Annotated in this window: 15 protein-coding genes; 12 read left to right on the top strand and 3 right to left on the bottom strand. The window is 62.8% G+C overall.

Features of this window, described 5'->3' with window-relative positions; genetic code table 11:
* The first annotated feature begins 14 nt into the window (after positions 1-14).
* Entirely contained in the window at positions 15-1,895 is a 1,881-nt protein-coding gene (locus C4N04_RS11025; RefSeq protein WP_077995079.1) for a DNA polymerase III subunit gamma/tau, read from the top strand.
* A gap of 22 nt (positions 1,896-1,917) precedes the next feature.
* A complete protein-coding gene (locus tag C4N04_RS11020) occupies positions 1,918-2,241 on the top strand; it encodes a YbaB/EbfC family nucleoid-associated protein (protein WP_039617209.1) in 324 nt (107 codons plus the stop codon).
* Positions 2,242-2,316: 75 nt separating this feature from the next.
* On the opposite strand, the gene C4N04_RS11015 is transcribed toward C4N04_RS11020, so the two are convergent.
* A complete protein-coding gene (locus C4N04_RS11015; RefSeq protein ID WP_199852457.1) occupies positions 2,317-2,934 on the bottom strand; it encodes an MOSC domain-containing protein in 618 nt (205 codons plus the stop codon).
* A 57-nt stretch (positions 2,935-2,991) separates the two neighbouring features.
* Here C4N04_RS11015 and recR point away from each other — a divergent pair, with 57 nt between their 5' ends.
* The gene (gene recR, locus C4N04_RS11010; RefSeq protein WP_038686067.1) at positions 2,992-3,597 is read left to right on the top strand and encodes a recombination mediator RecR; all 606 of its coding nucleotides are present in this window, start codon (positions 2,992-2,994) and stop codon (positions 3,595-3,597) included.
* 185 nt (positions 3,598-3,782) lie between these two features.
* Positions 3,783-5,054, top strand: a complete 1,272-nt coding sequence (locus tag C4N04_RS11005; RefSeq protein WP_106796037.1) for a lytic murein transglycosylase — start codon at positions 3,783-3,785, stop codon at positions 5,052-5,054.
* 6 nt (positions 5,055-5,060) lie between these two features.
* Here C4N04_RS11005 and C4N04_RS11000 read toward each other — a convergent pair whose 3' ends face one another.
* Entirely contained in the window at positions 5,061-5,516 is a 456-nt protein-coding gene (locus tag C4N04_RS11000) for a GNAT family N-acetyltransferase (RefSeq protein ID WP_039617204.1), read from the bottom strand.
* Between the two features lie 8 nt (positions 5,517-5,524).
* Complete coding sequence (locus C4N04_RS10995; RefSeq protein ID WP_039617202.1) at positions 5,525-7,156, bottom strand: MFS transporter; 1,632 nt, start codon at positions 7,154-7,156, stop codon at positions 5,525-5,527.
* Between the two features lie 233 nt (positions 7,157-7,389).
* On the opposite strand from C4N04_RS10995, the gene rimP reads away from it, so the two are divergent.
* The 8 genes from rimP (at position 7,390) to rpsO (ending at position 16,068) form a co-directional block, all read left to right on the top strand.
* On the top strand, positions 7,390-7,995 hold the full coding sequence (gene rimP / locus C4N04_RS10990) for a ribosome maturation factor RimP (protein WP_038686061.1): 606 nt from the start codon (positions 7,390-7,392) through the stop codon (positions 7,993-7,995).
* 60 nt (positions 7,996-8,055) lie between these two features.
* Positions 8,056-9,657, top strand: coding sequence for a transcription termination factor NusA (nusA, locus tag C4N04_RS10985; RefSeq protein WP_038686059.1), 1,602 nt, complete (start codon positions 8,056-8,058; stop codon positions 9,655-9,657).
* Positions 9,654-10,346 carry an RNA-binding protein gene (locus C4N04_RS10980; protein ID WP_086155853.1) on the top strand — a complete coding sequence of 231 codons (693 nt, stop codon included), beginning with the start codon at positions 9,654-9,656 and terminating at the stop codon, positions 10,344-10,346. Before nusA ends, C4N04_RS10980 begins: the two co-directional genes overlap by 4 nt.
* 102 nt (positions 10,347-10,448) lie before the next feature.
* Positions 10,449-13,190, top strand: a complete 2,742-nt coding sequence (gene infB, locus C4N04_RS10975) for a translation initiation factor IF-2 (RefSeq protein WP_106796036.1) — start codon at positions 10,449-10,451, stop codon at positions 13,188-13,190.
* Between the two features lie 160 nt (positions 13,191-13,350).
* Entirely contained in the window at positions 13,351-13,755 is a 405-nt protein-coding gene (rbfA, locus tag C4N04_RS10970) for a 30S ribosome-binding factor RbfA (protein ID WP_009993666.1), read from the top strand.
* A 12-nt stretch (positions 13,756-13,767) separates the two neighbouring features.
* The gene (truB, locus tag C4N04_RS10965) at positions 13,768-14,700 is read left to right on the top strand and encodes a tRNA pseudouridine(55) synthase TruB (protein ID WP_106796035.1); all 933 of its coding nucleotides are present in this window, start codon (positions 13,768-13,770) and stop codon (positions 14,698-14,700) included.
* 96 nt (positions 14,701-14,796) lie between these two features.
* Positions 14,797-15,648 (top strand): alpha/beta hydrolase, encoded by an 852-nt coding sequence (locus tag C4N04_RS10960; RefSeq protein ID WP_106796034.1) that lies wholly within the window; start codon positions 14,797-14,799, stop codon positions 15,646-15,648.
* A gap of 150 nt (positions 15,649-15,798) precedes the next feature.
* Positions 15,799-16,068: a 30S ribosomal protein S15 gene (rpsO, locus tag C4N04_RS10955; protein ID WP_064693303.1), complete on the top strand. Its 270-nt coding sequence runs from the start codon at positions 15,799-15,801 to the stop codon at positions 16,066-16,068.
* The last annotated feature ends 200 nt before the right edge of the window (positions 16,069-16,268 follow it).

The raw sequence follows: 16,268 nt of genomic DNA, 5'->3' as shown, positions 1-16,268 counted from the left end.
CGACAAGCAGGGCGATGAGCGACACCGAGCGACAATCAAAAGATGCCGCCTCGACGGGCACCGGATACCGGGTGCTGGCTCGCAAATACCGCCCCAAGGATTTCACGGACCTGATGGTCGGCCAGGAGCCGATGGTCCGCACCCTCACCAACGCCTTCGAAACTGGCCGCATCGCGCAGGCCTACATGCTGACCGGCGTGCGCGGCGTCGGCAAGACGACGACGGCACGCATCCTGGCGCGGGCGCTGAACTACAAGACATCAGAGATCGACAAGCCGACGATCGACCTTCGTGTGCCCGGCGAACACTGCCAGGCGATCATGGAAGGCCGGCATGTCGACGTGATCGAGATGGACGCCGCATCCCATACCGGCATCGACGATATAAGAGAGATCATCGAGCAGGTGCGTTACCGGCCGGTTTCGGCGCGCTACAAGGTCTATATCATCGACGAAGTGCACATGCTGTCGACGCAGGCCTTCAACGGGTTGTTGAAGACGCTCGAAGAGCCGCCGGAACATGTGAAGTTCATCTTCGCCACCACCGAAATCCGCAAGGTGCCGATCACCGTGCTGTCGCGCTGCCAGCGCTTCGACCTGCGCCGCATCAGCGCGTCGGACCTCGTCGGACTGTTTTCGACGATCGCGGCCAAGGAAGGCATCGAGGCGGAAGCGGACGCGCTGGCGATGATCGCGCGCGCCGCCGAGGGCTCGGCCCGCGACGGCCTGTCGCTGCTCGATCAGGCGATCGCCCATGGCGCCGGCGCCGTGCAGGCGGAAGCCGTGCGCGGCATGCTCGGCCTTGCCGACCGCGCCCGGATCGTCGATCTCTTCCAGCATATCGTCAAGGGCGATGTCGCCGGCGCCCTCGGCGAATTCCAGAGCCAGTACGAGGCCGGCGCCAATCCGGTCGTGGTGCTGACCGATCTTGCCGATTTCACCCATCTGGTGACGCGGCAGAAATATGTGCCGGATGCGGCAAACGATCCTTCGCTCAGCGAGATCGAGCGCACGAAAGCGGCTGAATTCGCCAAGGGCGTTGCGGTGACGACGCTGTCGCGCATCTGGCAGATGCTACTGAAGGGTATTCCCGAAACGGAAGGCTCGTCACGCACGGCAGGGGCCGCCGAAATGGTGCTGATCCGGCTGGCGCATGCGGCGCATCTGCCGGCTCCCGAGGATGCGGCGCGGCGGCTTGCCGAATTTTCCGGCGACAATGCCGGTCCGCGCCCCGCCTCCCCGCCTTCCGGCAATGGCGGCGGCAGCGGAACCCGCGTTCCCTATCAAAGCAGTGTCACGGCCCGCGCTCCTGAAATCTCACCGAGCCCGCCGCAGCCGTCCGCACCGGTGGCGATGCTACGCGCCGTGCCGAGCAGCCAGCCGGAGACGATGCCTGTCGGGAGAATTGAGACGAAACCGGCTGAGGCACCGAAGCCGCTCGTCCGGGTCAATTCGATCAGCGATATTGTCGACCTTGCCGCCGAAAAGCGTGACGTCAAGCTGAAGGCGCTGGTACGCAACTTCGTGCGGCCCGTGCGCATCGAGCCTGGCCGGTTGGACGTGAATCTCACCGAGGGCGCGCCTGGCACGCTGCTGAACGAGCTTGCCGTCAAACTCAAGGAATGGACAGGCATCCACTGGATCGTCAGCACCAGCCGCGAAGAAGGCGGGCCGACGATGGTGGAGGCGGAGGCCAAGGCGCAGCAACAACGGGTCAGCGATGCGCGCCAGGACCCCGATGTCGCGGCCATTCTTGCGCAGTTTCCGGGCGCCAAGATCATCGACGTGCGCGTCAGGGCGCCGACGCCGGAGGAGGAGGCGGAAGAGATCACACCGCCCGCTGTCGCCGAATCCGAAGAAGGTGATATCCTGCCCGGCGACGACATAGAATTCTAAGGTTTCAAGAAGGAGCGAGACGATGCGCGACATCATGGGCATGATGGGCAAAGTCAAGGAAATGCAGGCCAAGATGGAGCAGATGCAGGCGGAGATCGCCGAGCTCACCGCCGAAGGCAAGGCCGGTGGCGGCCTCGTCACCGTCGTCATCTCGGGCAAGGGTGAGCTCAAGAGCCTGAAGGTCGACCCGTCGCTCTTCAAGGAGGACGATGTCGAAATCCTCGAGGACCTGATCGTCGCCGCCCATAAGGACGCCAAGGACAAGGCCGAGGCTCTCGCCGCTGAAAAGACCAAGGCGCTGACCGCCGGCCTGCCGATCCCGCCGGGCTTCAAGCTGCCGTTCTGATAGCAGGCAATTCGAATTCCGGTTACGTCGCTCGGTGCGGCTATTGCGCTCGCGTTGCGCGGAAGAAAACCGTTCTCAGCGCTGCATTTCCAGCTTCGCCCGCAGCTTGTAGTGAATGGGAGCGGCGAGATATCGCGCCCGGTCCGCCTCCGAAAGCCGTCGGCCGAAGGTTTCCATCACCTCCGGCATCATGACCCTTTCTCCGGGAAAGGGTTGGTGCTCAACCGGCATTCGGGCTTCGGCGATGCCGCCGCGGATGACGCGGCAATAGATTCCAGGGCGGGCGGCATCGGTATAGCGCTTGACGAATTTCGGATCGGCCATCCTGGCGGCGAAGGTGGCGCAGGGAATGCGGCATGACGTGACTTCGAGGACGAGATCGCCTGATGAGAAGCGGTCGCCGACAGCGGCGTCGCGGTTGTCGAGATCCGCGATCACCATGTTTTCACCGAAGGTGCCGGGCTCGTAGGGGCGGCCGAGTTGCTGCGCCCACCAGTCGATCGTCAGCGATCCCTCGACATAAACTGCCTGATCGACGCCGCCATGATGTTTGCGGTTGCAGATGGCGTCGCCGACGAGACCTTGAGCATCGATCATCACGGCGCCGTTGACGGCATGTTTGAAAATGCCGGTGTTGTAGCTCTTGCCGGCGAGCCTTTCCGGATTGCCGGTGCAAAGCGCCAGGATTTTCATGGGGCAGCCGATCCTCCGACGATTCCGTTTTCGTTGCATATCAGTTAAGAACGGCGCATGGCAAAACGAGTCACCGGCCCCGAGATCGAAAAACTCATCCAGCTTCTGGCAAAGGTGCCGGGCCTCGGGCCGCGCTCGGCCCGCCGGGCGGCACTGCATCTGATCAAGAAGAAGGACCAGCTGCTGGGGCCGCTGTCGAATGCGCTGGGCGAAGCCTATGACAAGGTGAAGATTTGCTCGCGCTGCGGCAATGTCGATACTGTCGATCCTTGTACCGTCTGCACCGATACGCAGCGCGATCAATCCATCATCATCGTCGTCGAAGATGTCTCCGACCTCTGGGCGCTGGAGCGGGCCGGCGCGATGAACGCCGCCTATCACGTTCTCGGCGGCACGTTGTCGCCGCTCGACGGGATCGGGCCCGATGATCTCAATATCCGCGGGCTGATCGACCGGATCGGCGAAGGCGGCATCCGCGAGCTGATCATCGCCGTCAACGCCACCGTCGAGGGGCAGACGACGGCACACTACATCACCGACCAGCTGCAGGGGCTCGACGTCAAGATCACGCGGCTGGCCCATGGCGTGCCGGTCGGCGGTGAACTCGATTATCTCGACGAGGGCACGCTGGCGGCGGCGCTACGGGCGCGGACGGTGATATGAGAGGCTTACGTATGTTGCATGGCACCCCCCTCTGCCCTGCCGGGCATCTCCCCCACAAGGGGGGAGATCGGCAAGATGCACCGGCCCCGCGAAATCCTAATCGTGAGCCAAGCGGCTCCGCTCCCCTGCCGCGTTTGATTGGGGCAACAGCGTGCCCCCAGCCGATCTCCCCCCTTGTGGGGGAGATGTCCGGCAGGACAGAGGGGGGTGTTCCAAGAGGCCTGCGAATACTCGCATTGGCGATAATGACGGCCCTACTTCCTCTCCCCTCCTATGCAGCCCCTTCGAAAGCCGATGTCGAAGCGCAGTTCGAAAACTGGGTGCAGAAGGACCTCTGGCCGCAGGCCAAGGCAGGCGGCATTTCCGAGAAGACTTTTAAGGCCGCGTTCTCCGGCATCACGCTGAACTGGAACCTGCCCGATCTCGCCCCGCCCGGCTTCCCGCCGCCGAAGGAGCAGAAGCAGACGCAAGCCGAATTCTCCTCGCCAGGCCCTTATTTCAACGAGGACCATCTGAAGAGGCTTGCCGCAACCGGGCAAGGCTTTGCCGGGCAATATGGCTCGACGCTGAAACGGATCGAGAAGACCTATGGGGTGCCGGGGTCGATCGTGCTGGCCATCTGGGGCCGGGAGACCGGCTTCGGCGCGGCGAAGATCCCGAATTCGGCGATCGAGGTGCTTGCGACCAAAGCCTTCATGTCGACCCGCAAAGAAATGTTCCGCACCGAGCTGGTGGCGGCCCTGCATATTCTCGACGGCGGCGACGTGACGTCCGCCGATTTCAAGAGCTCGTGGGCCGGCGCGCTTGGCCAGCCGCAATTCATGCCGACGAGCTATCTGAAATATGCGGTCGATTTCGACGGCGACGGTCACCGCAATATCTGGACCTCCGTGCCGGATACGCTCGCCTCGATTGCCAATTACCTGGTCAAGAAGGGCTGGCAGCGCGATCGTGACTGGGGCTTCGAGGTCTCGATCCCGGAGGCAGTCTCCTGCGCGCAGGAGGGTCCAGACCTCGCGAAGCCGCTTTCGCATTGGGCTTCGCTCGGCATCGCGCGCATCTCCGGCAAGGACTTACCCGCAAGCGAGATGAAGGCTGAGGGCATGATGCTGGTGCCGGCAGGCCGCGACGGGCCGGAATTCATCGTCACGCCGAATTTCTACATCATCAAGGAGTACAACAACTCCGATCTCTACGCGCTCTTTATCGGCAATCTCGCCGACCGGATCGGCTCCAACGGCGGCGCCTTCCAGGGCAGATGGGGCGATGTCGGCAAGATGCTGCGTTCGGATATCGCCGCCATGCAGAAGGCGCTGGAGCGGCAGGGCTATGATGTCGGCGGTTCCGACGGCCTGCCGGGTTACAAGACGCGGCGTTCGATCGGTCAGTGGCAAGCGAAGAACGGCATGAAGCCGACCTGCTTTCCGGAGGCCACGATGAAAGGCAAGCTGAAGTAGCCGTTTTCAGAGACTGCGCTTCAGCCCTTCATGGCTCGCGAGGAAGCCGAGCTTCTCGTAGAAGCGGATCGAATCCGTGCGCGCCTTGTCCGATGTTAGCTGCACGATACCGCAGCCGCGCTCGACACATTGGGCGATCGCCCATTCGATGAACTCGGAGCCGAGGCCGGAGCCGCGGAAATCCCGCGCGATTCGCACGCTTTCGATCTGCCCGCGCCACATGCCCGCCCTCGACAGGCCGGGAATGAAGCTCAGCTGTAGGCAGCCGACAACTTGATCGTCCGCATCGCTTGCCACGGCGAGCATCTGGTTGGCATCCGCCTCGATTGCGGCGAAAGCGGAGAGATAACGCGCATCGATGGGATCCGAGACGACCTCCCTGGCGCTGCCGAGATCGTCATCGGCCAAGAGCCGGACGATCTCGGCAAGATCGGATTGGCGGGCGAGCCTGAAACTGTACATGCCTCTCCTCAATGATGCAGATCGATCGGCGCTTTATGGAAGACGTCATCGCCCGGCGGGATGGCCTGACGCTCGATCATACGATGAACATGGGGCGGGCCTTCGCCGCGGTGAAGGGCGCGCAGCCTGTCGATGTTTTCCGCATCGGCCTGGGTGCGCCGCTGGTTATGTCTGATGTATTCGACCCAGGTCGGCGTATGGTAGCTTTCCGTCCACAGCCCGGGATTTTCGAGATCACGCATCAAGGCCCAGTGCCTTGCGCCGTCGCGGATACGGATGCGGCGCCGCTCGCCCATCAGCGCCATGAATTCGGCAAGGTCGGCATCGGCGATCTCGTAGTCGACCTGGATGACGATCGGGCCGCTGCGCGGCGTGATGTCGAGGCTGAGCGCAGGCGCGGTGAAGCGGTTCAGCGGATCGAGATTGAGCGAGGCGAAGGCCGGCATCGAAAACCGCAAACCGATCGCAATGCCGAGCAGCATGACGACGGATGACATCAGCAGCGCATCGGCGACGCCGTAGCGGTCGGCGGCCACACCCCAGAGCCAGCTGCCACCGGCAATGCCGCCGAAGGTGACGGTCTGGTAGAGCGACAGCGCACGGCCCACCACCCAGCGCGGCGTCGAAAGCTGCACGATGGTGTTGAAGAGCGACAGCGCCGAGACCCAGCAAGCGCCGGCGACGAGCAGCCCCGCTGAGGTGAGGACGGCACTTGGACTAACGGCCGCGATGACGGCGCTCAGCGCAAAACCGGCAAAGGCCAGGCGGATGATCATCTCGCTGGAAAAGGCCTGGCGAATTCTCGCGCTCAGCACTGCGCCGCCGATCGCGCCGATGCCGAAAGCGCCGAGCATGAAGCCATAGGTCAGCGGTCCGCCGGCAACCAGATCGAGGGCGACGATTGGCAGCAGCGCCAGAATCGAACTGGCGCCGATGCCGAAGATGAGCCCCCTGACCAGGACCTTTTCGAGATTGGGCGACATCGAGACATAACGCAGGCCGGCGAAGATGGCGCTGGCGAGCGCCTCGCGCGGCAGGGTCGCTACGGGCGTGTTTGGCCGCCAACGCGACAAAGCGTAGATCAACGGCAGGTAACTCAAAGTATTCACCGCGAAGGCCGCGGCAGCGCCTGCGGCCGCCACGATCGCACCACCGATCGCCGGGCCGACGCTGCGGGTGATGTTGAAACCCATGCTGTTCAGCGTGACCGCGCCCGGCAGATCGGCGCGCGGCACCATGTCGCCGACGGAGGCCTGCCAGGAAGGATTGTTGAGCGCAGTGCCGCAGCCGATCAGGAAGGTGAAGAAGAGCAGCAGCCAGGGCGTGATCCAGCCGAGAAGCGCGCAAGCCGTCAGCAGGGCCGAGACCGTCAGCATCATGCACTGCGCCGTCAGCATGACGCGGCGACGGTCGTAATTGTCGGCGAGCGCCCCGGATATCAGCGAAAACAGCATGATCGGCAGCGCCGTCGAGGTCTGCACCAGCGCCACCATATCTTCCGAAGCGGTGATCGTCGTCATCATCCAGGCAGCGCCCACTGCCTGGATCAGGCCGCCGAAATTCGAGGAAAGGCTCGCAACCCATATGGCGCGATAGGTCTCGTGCCGCAAAGGCGCCAATGTCGACGAAGTATACGCCACGATTCCTCCCGTTTTGCCGTCCGGCCCCAAGGCAATATATGCGCAAGACCGAGGCTGGCCATAGACGCATCCACGCCCTGACAAGCGAATTGGCTGAGACCTTGCAATTTCGTAAAAACCGGACTATATGCGTCTCAAATTCTTGATCGCTTGATGAAGAGTGGGCCGCAAGGACCCGCTCTTTTTTATTAGCGCGATCGCCCGAACAGCAGAAATTGCGAGGAGCGCACCGCTTGTCGGACATGACAAACGCAGACAACGAAGTTGAGCCGCGACTGATTACCGAAACCGGGCTCGACCAGCGTCTTGCCGATATCATCGAACCTGTGCTTGTCGGCATGGGCTTCCGGCTGATCCGCGTCCGCATGCTGAACCAGAACGGCATGACGATGCAGGTGATGGCTGAGCGCAACGACGGGACGATGACGGTTCAGGACTGCGAAGAAGTCTCGATGGCGATTTCTCCCGTCCTCGATGTGGAAGATCCGATCGATAAAGAGTATCATCTCGAGGTGTCTTCGCCCGGCATCGACCGTCCGATGGTGCGGAAATCCGACTTCGTCCGCTGGCAAGGCCACCTGGTGAAATGCGAGACGTCGATCATGATCGGCAATCGCAAGCGTTTCCGTGGCAAAATCGTCGAAGCGGACGCGGATGGTTTTACGCTTGAGCGCGACCAGATCGCTTATGGGGAAGAGCCGAAAGTCTCCATTCCCTTCACGGCGCTTAGCGATGCGAAGCTCATTCTGACCGACGATCTGATCCGCGATGCATTGCGCGCCGACAAGTTGGCTAAAGCGCAGGCCGCCAACCAGAACGAAGCGGACGAGCAGGAATAACCGATTAACAGACCGCTCCCAGGGACGGGAACCCCGGAGTAAAGACGGAGAAACAAGACAATGGCAGTCAGTGCGAACCGGCTCGAACTTCTGCAGATCGCAGATGCAGTGGCGCGCGAAAAGGTCATCGACCGCGAGATCGTGCTTGCCGCAATGGCCGATGCCATTCAGAAGGCGGCACGCTCGCGTTACGGCACCGAGTCCAACATCCGCGCCGACATCAATCCGAAGACCGGAGAAATCCGGCTGCAGCGCCTGCTCGAAGTCGTCGACAAGGCCGAAGATTATTCGACGCAGATCCCGCTCGAGCTCGCCCGCGACCGCAACCCGGACGCCGCACTCGGCGATTTCATCGCCGATCCGCTGCCGCCGATGGATTTCGGCCGTATCGCCGCACAGTCCGCCAAGCAGGTGATCGTGCAGAAGGTGCGTGAAGCCGAGCGCGACCGCCAGTTCGACGAATTCAAGGATCGCGTCGGCGAAATCGTCAACGGCACCGTCAAGCGCGTCGAATACGGCAATGTCATCGTCGATCTCGGCCGTGGCGAAGGCATCATCCGCCGCGACGAAATGATCCCCCGCGAAAACGTCCGCTATGGCGATCGCGTCCGTGCCTATGTCTATGACGTCCGCCGCGAGCAGCGCGGTCCGCAGATCTTCCTGTCGCGCACGCATCCGCAATTCATGGTGAAGCTCTTCACCATGGAAGTGCCTGAAATCTACGACGGCATCATCCAGGTGAAGTCGGTCGCCCGCGATCCGGGCTCGCGCGCCAAGATCGCCGTGATCTCGAACGACAGTTCGATCGATCCGGTCGGCGCCTGCGTCGGTATGCGCGGCTCGCGCGTCCAGGCCGTCGTCGGCGAGCTTCAGGGTGAGAAGATCGACATCATTCCGTGGTCGCAGGATCCGGCGACCTTCGTCGTCAACGCCCTGCAGCCGGCCGAAGTCGCCAAGGTCGTTCTCGACGAGGATGCCGAGCGGATCGAAGTCGTCGTTCCCGACGAGCAGCTGTCGCTTGCGATCGGCCGTCGTGGCCAGAACGTCCGCCTGGCGTCGCAGCTGACCGGCTGGGACATCGACATCATGACGGAGGCCGAGGAATCGGAACGCCGCCAGAAGGAATTCAACGAGCGCACCAACCTGTTCATGGATTCGCTCGACGTCGACGAAATGGTCGGCCAGGTTCTGGCCTCGGAGGGCTTCGCCGCCGTCGAGGAACTCGCTTATGTCGATCTCGACGAAATTTCTTCGATCGACGGATTCGACGAAGATACGGCGCAGGAAATCCAGACCCGCGCCCGCGAATTCCTCGAGCGTCTCGAAGCCGAGATGGACGAGAAGCGCAAGGCGCTCGGCGTTCAGGACGAGCTGCGCGAAATCGACGGCATGACCGCCCAGATGATGGTGGCGCTCGGCGAAGACGGCATCAAGTCGATCGAGGATTTCGCCGGCTGCGCCGCTGACGATCTCGTCGGCTGGACGGAACGCAAGAACGGCGAAACGAAGAAGTTCGAAGGCCTGTTCTCGAAATTCGACGTCTCGCGCGTCGAGGCCGAACAGATGATCGTCCAGGCTCGGCTTGCGGCCGGCTGGATCACCGAAGAGGACCTGGCGAAGGGGACCGAAGAAGAGGTCACCGAAGCCGAACAGGAAGCATGATGACCACGCATGAGCCGGACGCTCTTCCTGAGGACGACGATCTTGCAGGTTATGACGTGAACGGACGCATGTGCATCGTGACGCGTGAAAGCGGATCGCCGGATGAGCTGATCCGCTTCGTCGCGGCTCCCGACGGAACCGTCGTCGCCGACCTGAAGCGCGAGCTTCCGGGACGCGGATGCTGGGTGAAAGCCGACCGGTCGCTGGTCGACAAGGCGGTGGCGAAGAAGCTCTTCGCCCGCGCGCTGAAAAGCGATGTGAAGGCTGCAGACGATCTCGGCGCGAATGTCGACCGGCTGCTGGCGGCGCAATTGATGCAGATGATGAACATGGCGCGCAAAGCCGGCCAGTTCATCAGCGGCTCCGCGAAAGTGGATGCCGCAGTGAGAAGCGGAGCAGCCCTTGCGGTGTTCCACGCGACTGAAGCAGCGGACGACGGAGTCCGGAAAATCGACCAGGCCCGCAAGGCCTGGCACCTCGGAATGGAGACCGAGGAGGAGATACCTTCCTACCGCTTCTTCTCGGAGAGCGAAATGGAAGGCCTGATGGGCCAGAATGCTTTTATCCATGCCGCAGTGCTTGCAGGGCAGGCGGGTGAAGGTGTAGTGAAGCGCGCAAAGATGCTCGAACAGTACCGTATTGGCGGTCAGTCCCGGGCAGCGGGCGGCGCTGGCCGGCAAAAACAATGAGACGGTCACCGGCATCGGCCGGTCTCATTCTCATTGATCGACAGTATTTGAACGACAGGGTCTGATCTCGTCATCGCTCCCTGTCCGAAGGAACGGGAACGAATGACCGATAGTAACGACGACAAGACACTCAGCGTAACGGGCAAGAAGACGCTTACCCTGAAACCATCAGGAATGAGCCAGGGCACCGTTCGCCAGGATATGGGTCGGGGTCGCACCAAAGCGGTCGTGGTCGAGACCCGCAAGCGGCGCCCGATGCGCCCGGAAGACGAAAAGCCGATCACGCCCGCTGCCCCGGCAGCCCCGGTCCGCGCAGCCGAACCGGCGCCGGCGCCCGTTCAGGCGCGTCCGCCGCAGCCGACACCGGCACCGCGGGTTCACCAGCCGGGCAACAGCCAGACCAATCAGCGTCCGCAGCAGTCCTATCAGCCGCAGCGCTCGAACGACCGTCCGCGCCCTGTCGTGCTGAACCATCTGTCGCCGGAAGAGATGGACGCCCGCCGCCGTGCGCTTGCCGAATCCCAGGCGCGTGACGCCCAGGACGCGATCCGCCGCGCCGAGGAAGACAAGCGCCGTGCCGCCGAGGAGATTGTCCGCAAGGCAGCCGAAGCAGAAGAAGCCGCCCGCAAGGCAGCCGAAGAGGCTGCCCGGCAGGCCGAGGCACCCGCAGTCGCTGAACCGTCAGCCGCTGAGACAGCACCGGCTCCCGTCGCCGCCGAAGCTCGTTCGGAGGCTGCGCGGCCTGCGGCTGCACGCCGGCCCGATGCCGCAGCCCCCGCTGCCGCCCGTCCGGCGCCAGGCGCCGCCGCGCCGGCCGGTGCCCGTGGCCGTCGCCCTGAAACGGAAGACGAAGATCGTGGCGCAGCACGCGGCGGTCCCGCCCGTGGCCGCGTCGTTCGCCCCGAACCCGCAAAACCGGTGACGACGCGCCCGAAGACGGATGAAGAGCGCCGCCGCGGCAAGCTGACCATTACCACCGCCGACGCGGACGGCGACGACAACGCCCGCGGCCGTTCGCTTTCGGCAATGCGCCGCCGGCAGGAGAAATTCCGCCGCAGCCAGATGCAGGAAACGCGCGAGAAGATCTCCCGCGAAGTCGTGCTGCCCGAAACCATCACCATTCAGGAACTGTCGCAGCGCATGTCCGAACGCGCCGTCGACGTCATCAAGTACCTGATGAAGGAAGGCCAGATGATGAAGCCGGGCGACGTCATCGACGCCGACCTTGCCGAACTTATCGCCGGCGAATTCGGCCATACTGTCAGGCGCGTATCGGAGTCCGACGTCGAACTCGGCATCTTCAACGTCTCCGACGAGGCCGGCGAACTGGTTTCGCGCCCGCCGGTCGTCACCATCATGGGCCATGTCGACCACGGCAAGACCTCGCTGCTCGACGCCATCCGCCATGCCAACGTGGTTTCCGGCGAAGCCGGTGGCATCACCCAGCATATCGGCGCCTATCAGGTGGAGCAGAACGGCCAGAAGATCACCTTCATCGACACGCCCGGCCACGCCGCGTTCACGGCGATGCGTGCCCGCGGCGCGCAGGCGACCGACATCGCAATCCTGGTCGTTGCAGCCGACGACAGCGTGATGCCGCAGACGATCGAATCGATCAACCACGCCAAGGCGGCTGGCGTTCCGATCATCGTTGCGATCAACAAGATCGACAAGCACGAGGCCGATCCGCAGAAGGTCCGCAACCAGCTGCTGCAGCACGAAGTCTTCGTGGAAACCATGGGCGGTGAAGTGCTCGACGTCGAGGTTTCGGCCAAAACAGGCAAGAACCTCGACAAGCTGCTCGAGGCGATCCTGCTGCAGGCCGAAATTCTCGACCTCAAGGCCAATCCCGACCGGACGGCGGAAGGCACCGTTATCGAAGCCCAGCTCGACCGCGGCCGTGGTTCAGTCGCGACTGTGCTCGTCCAGAAGGGCACGCTGCGTCCGGGTCAGATCATCGTCGCCGGCGATGTCTGGGGCCGTGTGCGTGCGCTGGTGACGGACAAGGGCGACCATGTGAAGGAAGCAGGTCCCGCGACTCCGGTCGAGGTCCTCGGTCTTTCCGGCACGCCGCAGGCAGGCGACAAATTCGCTGTCGTCGAAAGCGAGAGCCGCGCCCGTGAAATCTCGGAATACCGTCAGCGTCTTGCCCGCGACAAGGCGGCTGCCCGCCAGTCTAGCCAGCGCGGCTCGCTGGAACAGATGATGATCCAGCGCCAGAGCGCCGGTATCAAGGAGTTCCCGCTTGTCATCAAGGGCGACGTGCAGGGCTCGATCGAAGCGATTGCCGGCGCGCTGGAGAAGCTCGGCACCGATGAAGTCCGGGCCCGCATCGTCCATTCAGGCGCAGGCGGCATCACCGAGTCGGACATCTCGCTCGCCGAAGCTTCGAACGCCGCCATCATCGGCTTCAACGTTCGCGCCAATGCGCAGGCACGCCAGTTCGCCGAACGCCAGGGCCTCGAAATCCGCTACTACAACATCATCTACGATCTGGTGGATGACGTGAAGGCAGCGATGTCGGGCCTGCTGTCGCCGGAACGGCGCGAAACCTTCATCGGCAATGCCGAGATCCTGGAGGTGTTCAACATCACCAAGGTCGGCAAGGTCGCAGGCTGCCGTGTCGTCGAAGGCAAGGTCGAGCGTGGAGCGGGCGTCCGCCTCATCCGCAACGACGTCGTCGTTCACGAAGGCAAGCTCAAGACCCTCAAGCGCTTCAAGGACGAAGTCTCCGAAGTGCCGATGGGCCAGGAGTGCGGCATGGCCTTCGAAAACTACGAGGACATGCGCGTCGGCGACGTCATCGAGTGCTTCCGCGTCGAACACATCACGCGCACGCTCTAATCGTCGGGCGCATCGCGCAACAACAGCTTTCCAGAAGCCATCCGCCAGCCGGCGGATGGCTTCTGGTATCTTGTGGCCTTGACCTTTCCAGCCAAAAGAGTCATGGACGCTCTCCTTTGACGGGTTCGATTCCCAGCCGCATCGGCAAACAGAGATAACAATGACCAGACCAACATCCTCCGCGCCTTCGCAGCGCATGCTGCGCGTTGGCGAACAGGTCCGCGCCGCGATCACCCAGGTATTGCAGCGCGGCGAAGTGCGCGACGACATCATCGAGGCAACCGTGATCTCAATCTCGGAAGTGCGTATGTCGCCCGACCTCAAGATCGCCACCGCTTATGTGACGCCGCTCGGCGTTTCCGACCACAGCATCGTCATCGAGGCGTTGAACCGCCATGCGAAGTTCATCCGCGGCCGGCTCGGACCGCAGCTCCGGCAGATGAAATACATGCCGGAGGTGCGTTTCCGCGACGATACCAGCTTCGACAATTACAAGAAGATCGACGAGCTCTTGCGTTCGCCCGAGGTGAGCCGCGATCTCGACGGCGACAACGACGAACAATAACAGAAGAGACGCATGTCCAAACCACGCAAACCCAAGGGCCGGCCGATTTCCGGCTGGCTGATCCTCGACAAGCCGGTGGATTTCGGCTCGACGGAAGCCGTTTCCAAGCTCAAATGGCTCTACAAGGCGCAGAAGGCCGGCCATGCCGGCACCCTCGACCCGCTTGCCTCCGGCATGCTGCCGATCGCGCTCGGCGACGCGACCAAGACCGTTCCCTATGTGATGGACGGCCGGAAAATCTATGAGTTCACCGTCAGCTGGGGCGAGGAGCGGGCCACCGACGATCTCGAAGGCGATGTGACCCAGAGCTCGGAAAGCCGCCCGACCGAGCAGCAGATCCGCGATATCCTGCCCCGCTATATCGGCACCATCAGCCAGGTGCCGCCGCAGTTTTCCGCCATCAAGATCGCAGGCGAACGCGCCTATGATCTGGCGCGCGACGGAGAAGCCGTCGAGATTCCCTCACGCGAAGTCGAGATCTTCCGGCTGACGCTGCTTGCCTGCCCGGATGCGAATACCGCGCATTTCGAAGTGGAATGCGGCAAGGGCACTTATGTCAGGGCGCTTGCCCGCGATTTCGGCCGCGAGCTCGGCTGCTACGGCCATATATCCGGGCTGCGGCGCACCTTCGTCGCGCCTTTCGCGGAAGAAGCCATGGTGCCGCTTGCCAATCTCGTGGCGCTCGAAGCGATCGAAGACATGGTTGAGCGGCTCGCCGCCCTCGATGCATTGCTGATCGACACGTGCGAAGCGCTTTCCGCCCTGCCCCACCTCGTCATCAACGACGACCAGGCGCACCGGCTGAAGATGGGCAATCCGATCCTGGTGCGCGGCCGCGATGCGCCGATCGCCGAAAGCGAAGCCTATGCGACGGCCCGCGGCCGGCTGATCGCGATCGGCGAGATCGGCCAGGGCGAGTTTCGCCCAAAGCGGGTTTTCGCCTGAGTCTGTACAGCTGACGGTTGCCAGACGATCGCGATGCGATATCTTCCTTTCGGGCCGTGGCGGCCCGAGGGGCCATGGTGGCCCGAGGGGAAAATTATGCGCGCGATCGCAATTGGAATACTGATGTTCTTTTCGATGTTCCTGACCGTCGCCGGCGCGCAATCCGGCGAGCGCTGGGCCGGGCTCCCGGCCTTTCCTGCCATGCCCGCGCCGAAGGTGAGCGGCATGGCTGATGTGAACGACATCAGGATGTATTATGCCGAATACGGCGAAGGCGATCCGATCCTCTTCATCCATGGCGGCCTTGGCAATACCGGCGTCTGGGGTCGCCAGATCGCCGAATTCGCCAGGGATCATCTGGTCATCGTTGCCGACAGCCGCGGTCATGGCCGCTCGACGCGCAGCCAGCAGCCCTTCGGCTACGATCTGATGACATCGGACTATGTCGCCCTGCTCGATTATCTGAAGATCGACAAGGTGACGCTCGTCGGGTGGTCGGACGGCGGCATCATCGGCATCGACATGGCGATGAGATATCCGGAAAAGCTGACGCGGGTCATTGCCCAGGCTGCCAATGTCACCACGGACGGCGTCAAGCCCGACGTCTTGAGCAACAAGACCTTCAACGAATACATCAGCGTCGCCGGCGAACAATACCGGAAGCTGTCGCCGACACCGAACGAATACGACGCCTTCGTTACGCAGATTTCGCAGATGTGGGCGACGCAGCCGAACTGGACGGCGACGGAGCTTGGCAAGATCACGCTGCCGGTCACGCTTGCCATCGGTGATCATGATGAGGCCGTAAAGCTCGATCATACCGAGATGATGGCCAAAGAAATTCCCGGCGCAAAGCTCGTCATCCTGAAAGACGCCAGCCATTTCGCCATGCTGCAGGATCCTGCCGGCTATAATGCGATGATTCGGGACGCCATGACGGGCCGCTGAAAGCTGCTGCGGGGCTCCCTCTTTCCATCGCTGCTTATTTGGTTTATAGGCAGCGCCAGCATCGGGTACGCTCGATTGCATTCGCGGCCAAAGCTGGACGGCATCCCGGCTTTTGGCGACTTCTTCTCCTCTCATAGAAAGGACCATCCGATGTCGATCACTGCTGAGCGCAAGGCTGCGCTGATCAAGGAATACGCAACCGCCGAAGGCGATACCGGTTCTCCGGAAGTCCAGGTCGCGATCCTGACCGAGCGCATCAACAACCTGACCGAACACTTCAAGGACCACAAGAAGGATAACCATTCCCGCCGTGGCCTGCTGACGATGGTTTCGAGCCGCCGCTCGCTTCTTGATTATCTCAAGAAGAAGGATGAAGGCCGCTATTCCAAGCTGATCACCAGCCTGGGTATCCGCCGCTAAGATTGTCCGGCGGGCGCTTTCGAGCGTCCGCCGGATCTGTTTCGGGACGATGTTCCGATGAAATGTTCCGGCCGCGCCCTATCTCAAGCGGAGGAACGACCGGCGGACCCGGATGGGCCGGTTCTGCCAAACCAACCGCTGACCTGTCATGGGGCAGGATTGCCGGATGCTTTCGGCCAGAGCTTCTCGAAGCTTTGGCC

It is taken from the genome of Rhizobium sp. H4, from assembly GCF_003013335.1.
Classification (GTDB): Bacteria; Pseudomonadota; Alphaproteobacteria; order Rhizobiales; family Rhizobiaceae; genus Rhizobium; species Rhizobium sophoriradicis.
Note: the sequence above shows the minus strand (reverse complement) of the source record. Positions and strands in the feature narration are given on the sequence as shown.

Bases quoted from the DNA above. Each gene is read 5' to 3' on its own strand.
- C4N04_RS11025 (WP_077995079.1), top strand. From the start codon at position 15: ATGAGCGACACCGAGCGACAATCAAAAGATGCCGCCTCGACGGGCACC.
- C4N04_RS11020 (WP_039617209.1), top strand. From the start codon at position 1,918: ATGCGCGACATCATGGGCATGATGGGCAAAGTCAAGGAAATGCAGGCC.
- C4N04_RS11015 (WP_199852457.1), bottom strand. From the start codon at position 2,934: ATGAAAATCCTGGCGCTTTGCACCGGCAATCCGGAAAGGCTCGCCGGC.
- recR (WP_038686067.1), top strand. From the start codon at position 2,992: ATGGCAAAACGAGTCACCGGCCCCGAGATCGAAAAACTCATCCAGCTT.
- C4N04_RS11005 (WP_106796037.1), top strand. From the start codon at position 3,783: ATGTCCGGCAGGACAGAGGGGGGTGTTCCAAGAGGCCTGCGAATACTC.
- C4N04_RS11000 (WP_039617204.1), bottom strand. From the start codon at position 5,516: ATGTACAGTTTCAGGCTCGCCCGCCAATCCGATCTTGCCGAGATCGTC.
- nusA (WP_038686059.1), top strand. From the start codon at position 8,056: ATGGCAGTCAGTGCGAACCGGCTCGAACTTCTGCAGATCGCAGATGCA.
- C4N04_RS10980 (WP_086155853.1), top strand. From the start codon at position 9,654: ATGATGACCACGCATGAGCCGGACGCTCTTCCTGAGGACGACGATCTT.
- infB (WP_106796036.1), top strand. From the start codon at position 10,449: ATGACCGATAGTAACGACGACAAGACACTCAGCGTAACGGGCAAGAAG.
- rbfA (WP_009993666.1), top strand. From the start codon at position 13,351: ATGACCAGACCAACATCCTCCGCGCCTTCGCAGCGCATGCTGCGCGTT.
- truB (WP_106796035.1), top strand. From the start codon at position 13,768: ATGTCCAAACCACGCAAACCCAAGGGCCGGCCGATTTCCGGCTGGCTG.
- C4N04_RS10960 (WP_106796034.1), top strand. From the start codon at position 14,797: ATGCGCGCGATCGCAATTGGAATACTGATGTTCTTTTCGATGTTCCTG.
- rpsO (WP_064693303.1), top strand. From the start codon at position 15,799: ATGTCGATCACTGCTGAGCGCAAGGCTGCGCTGATCAAGGAATACGCA.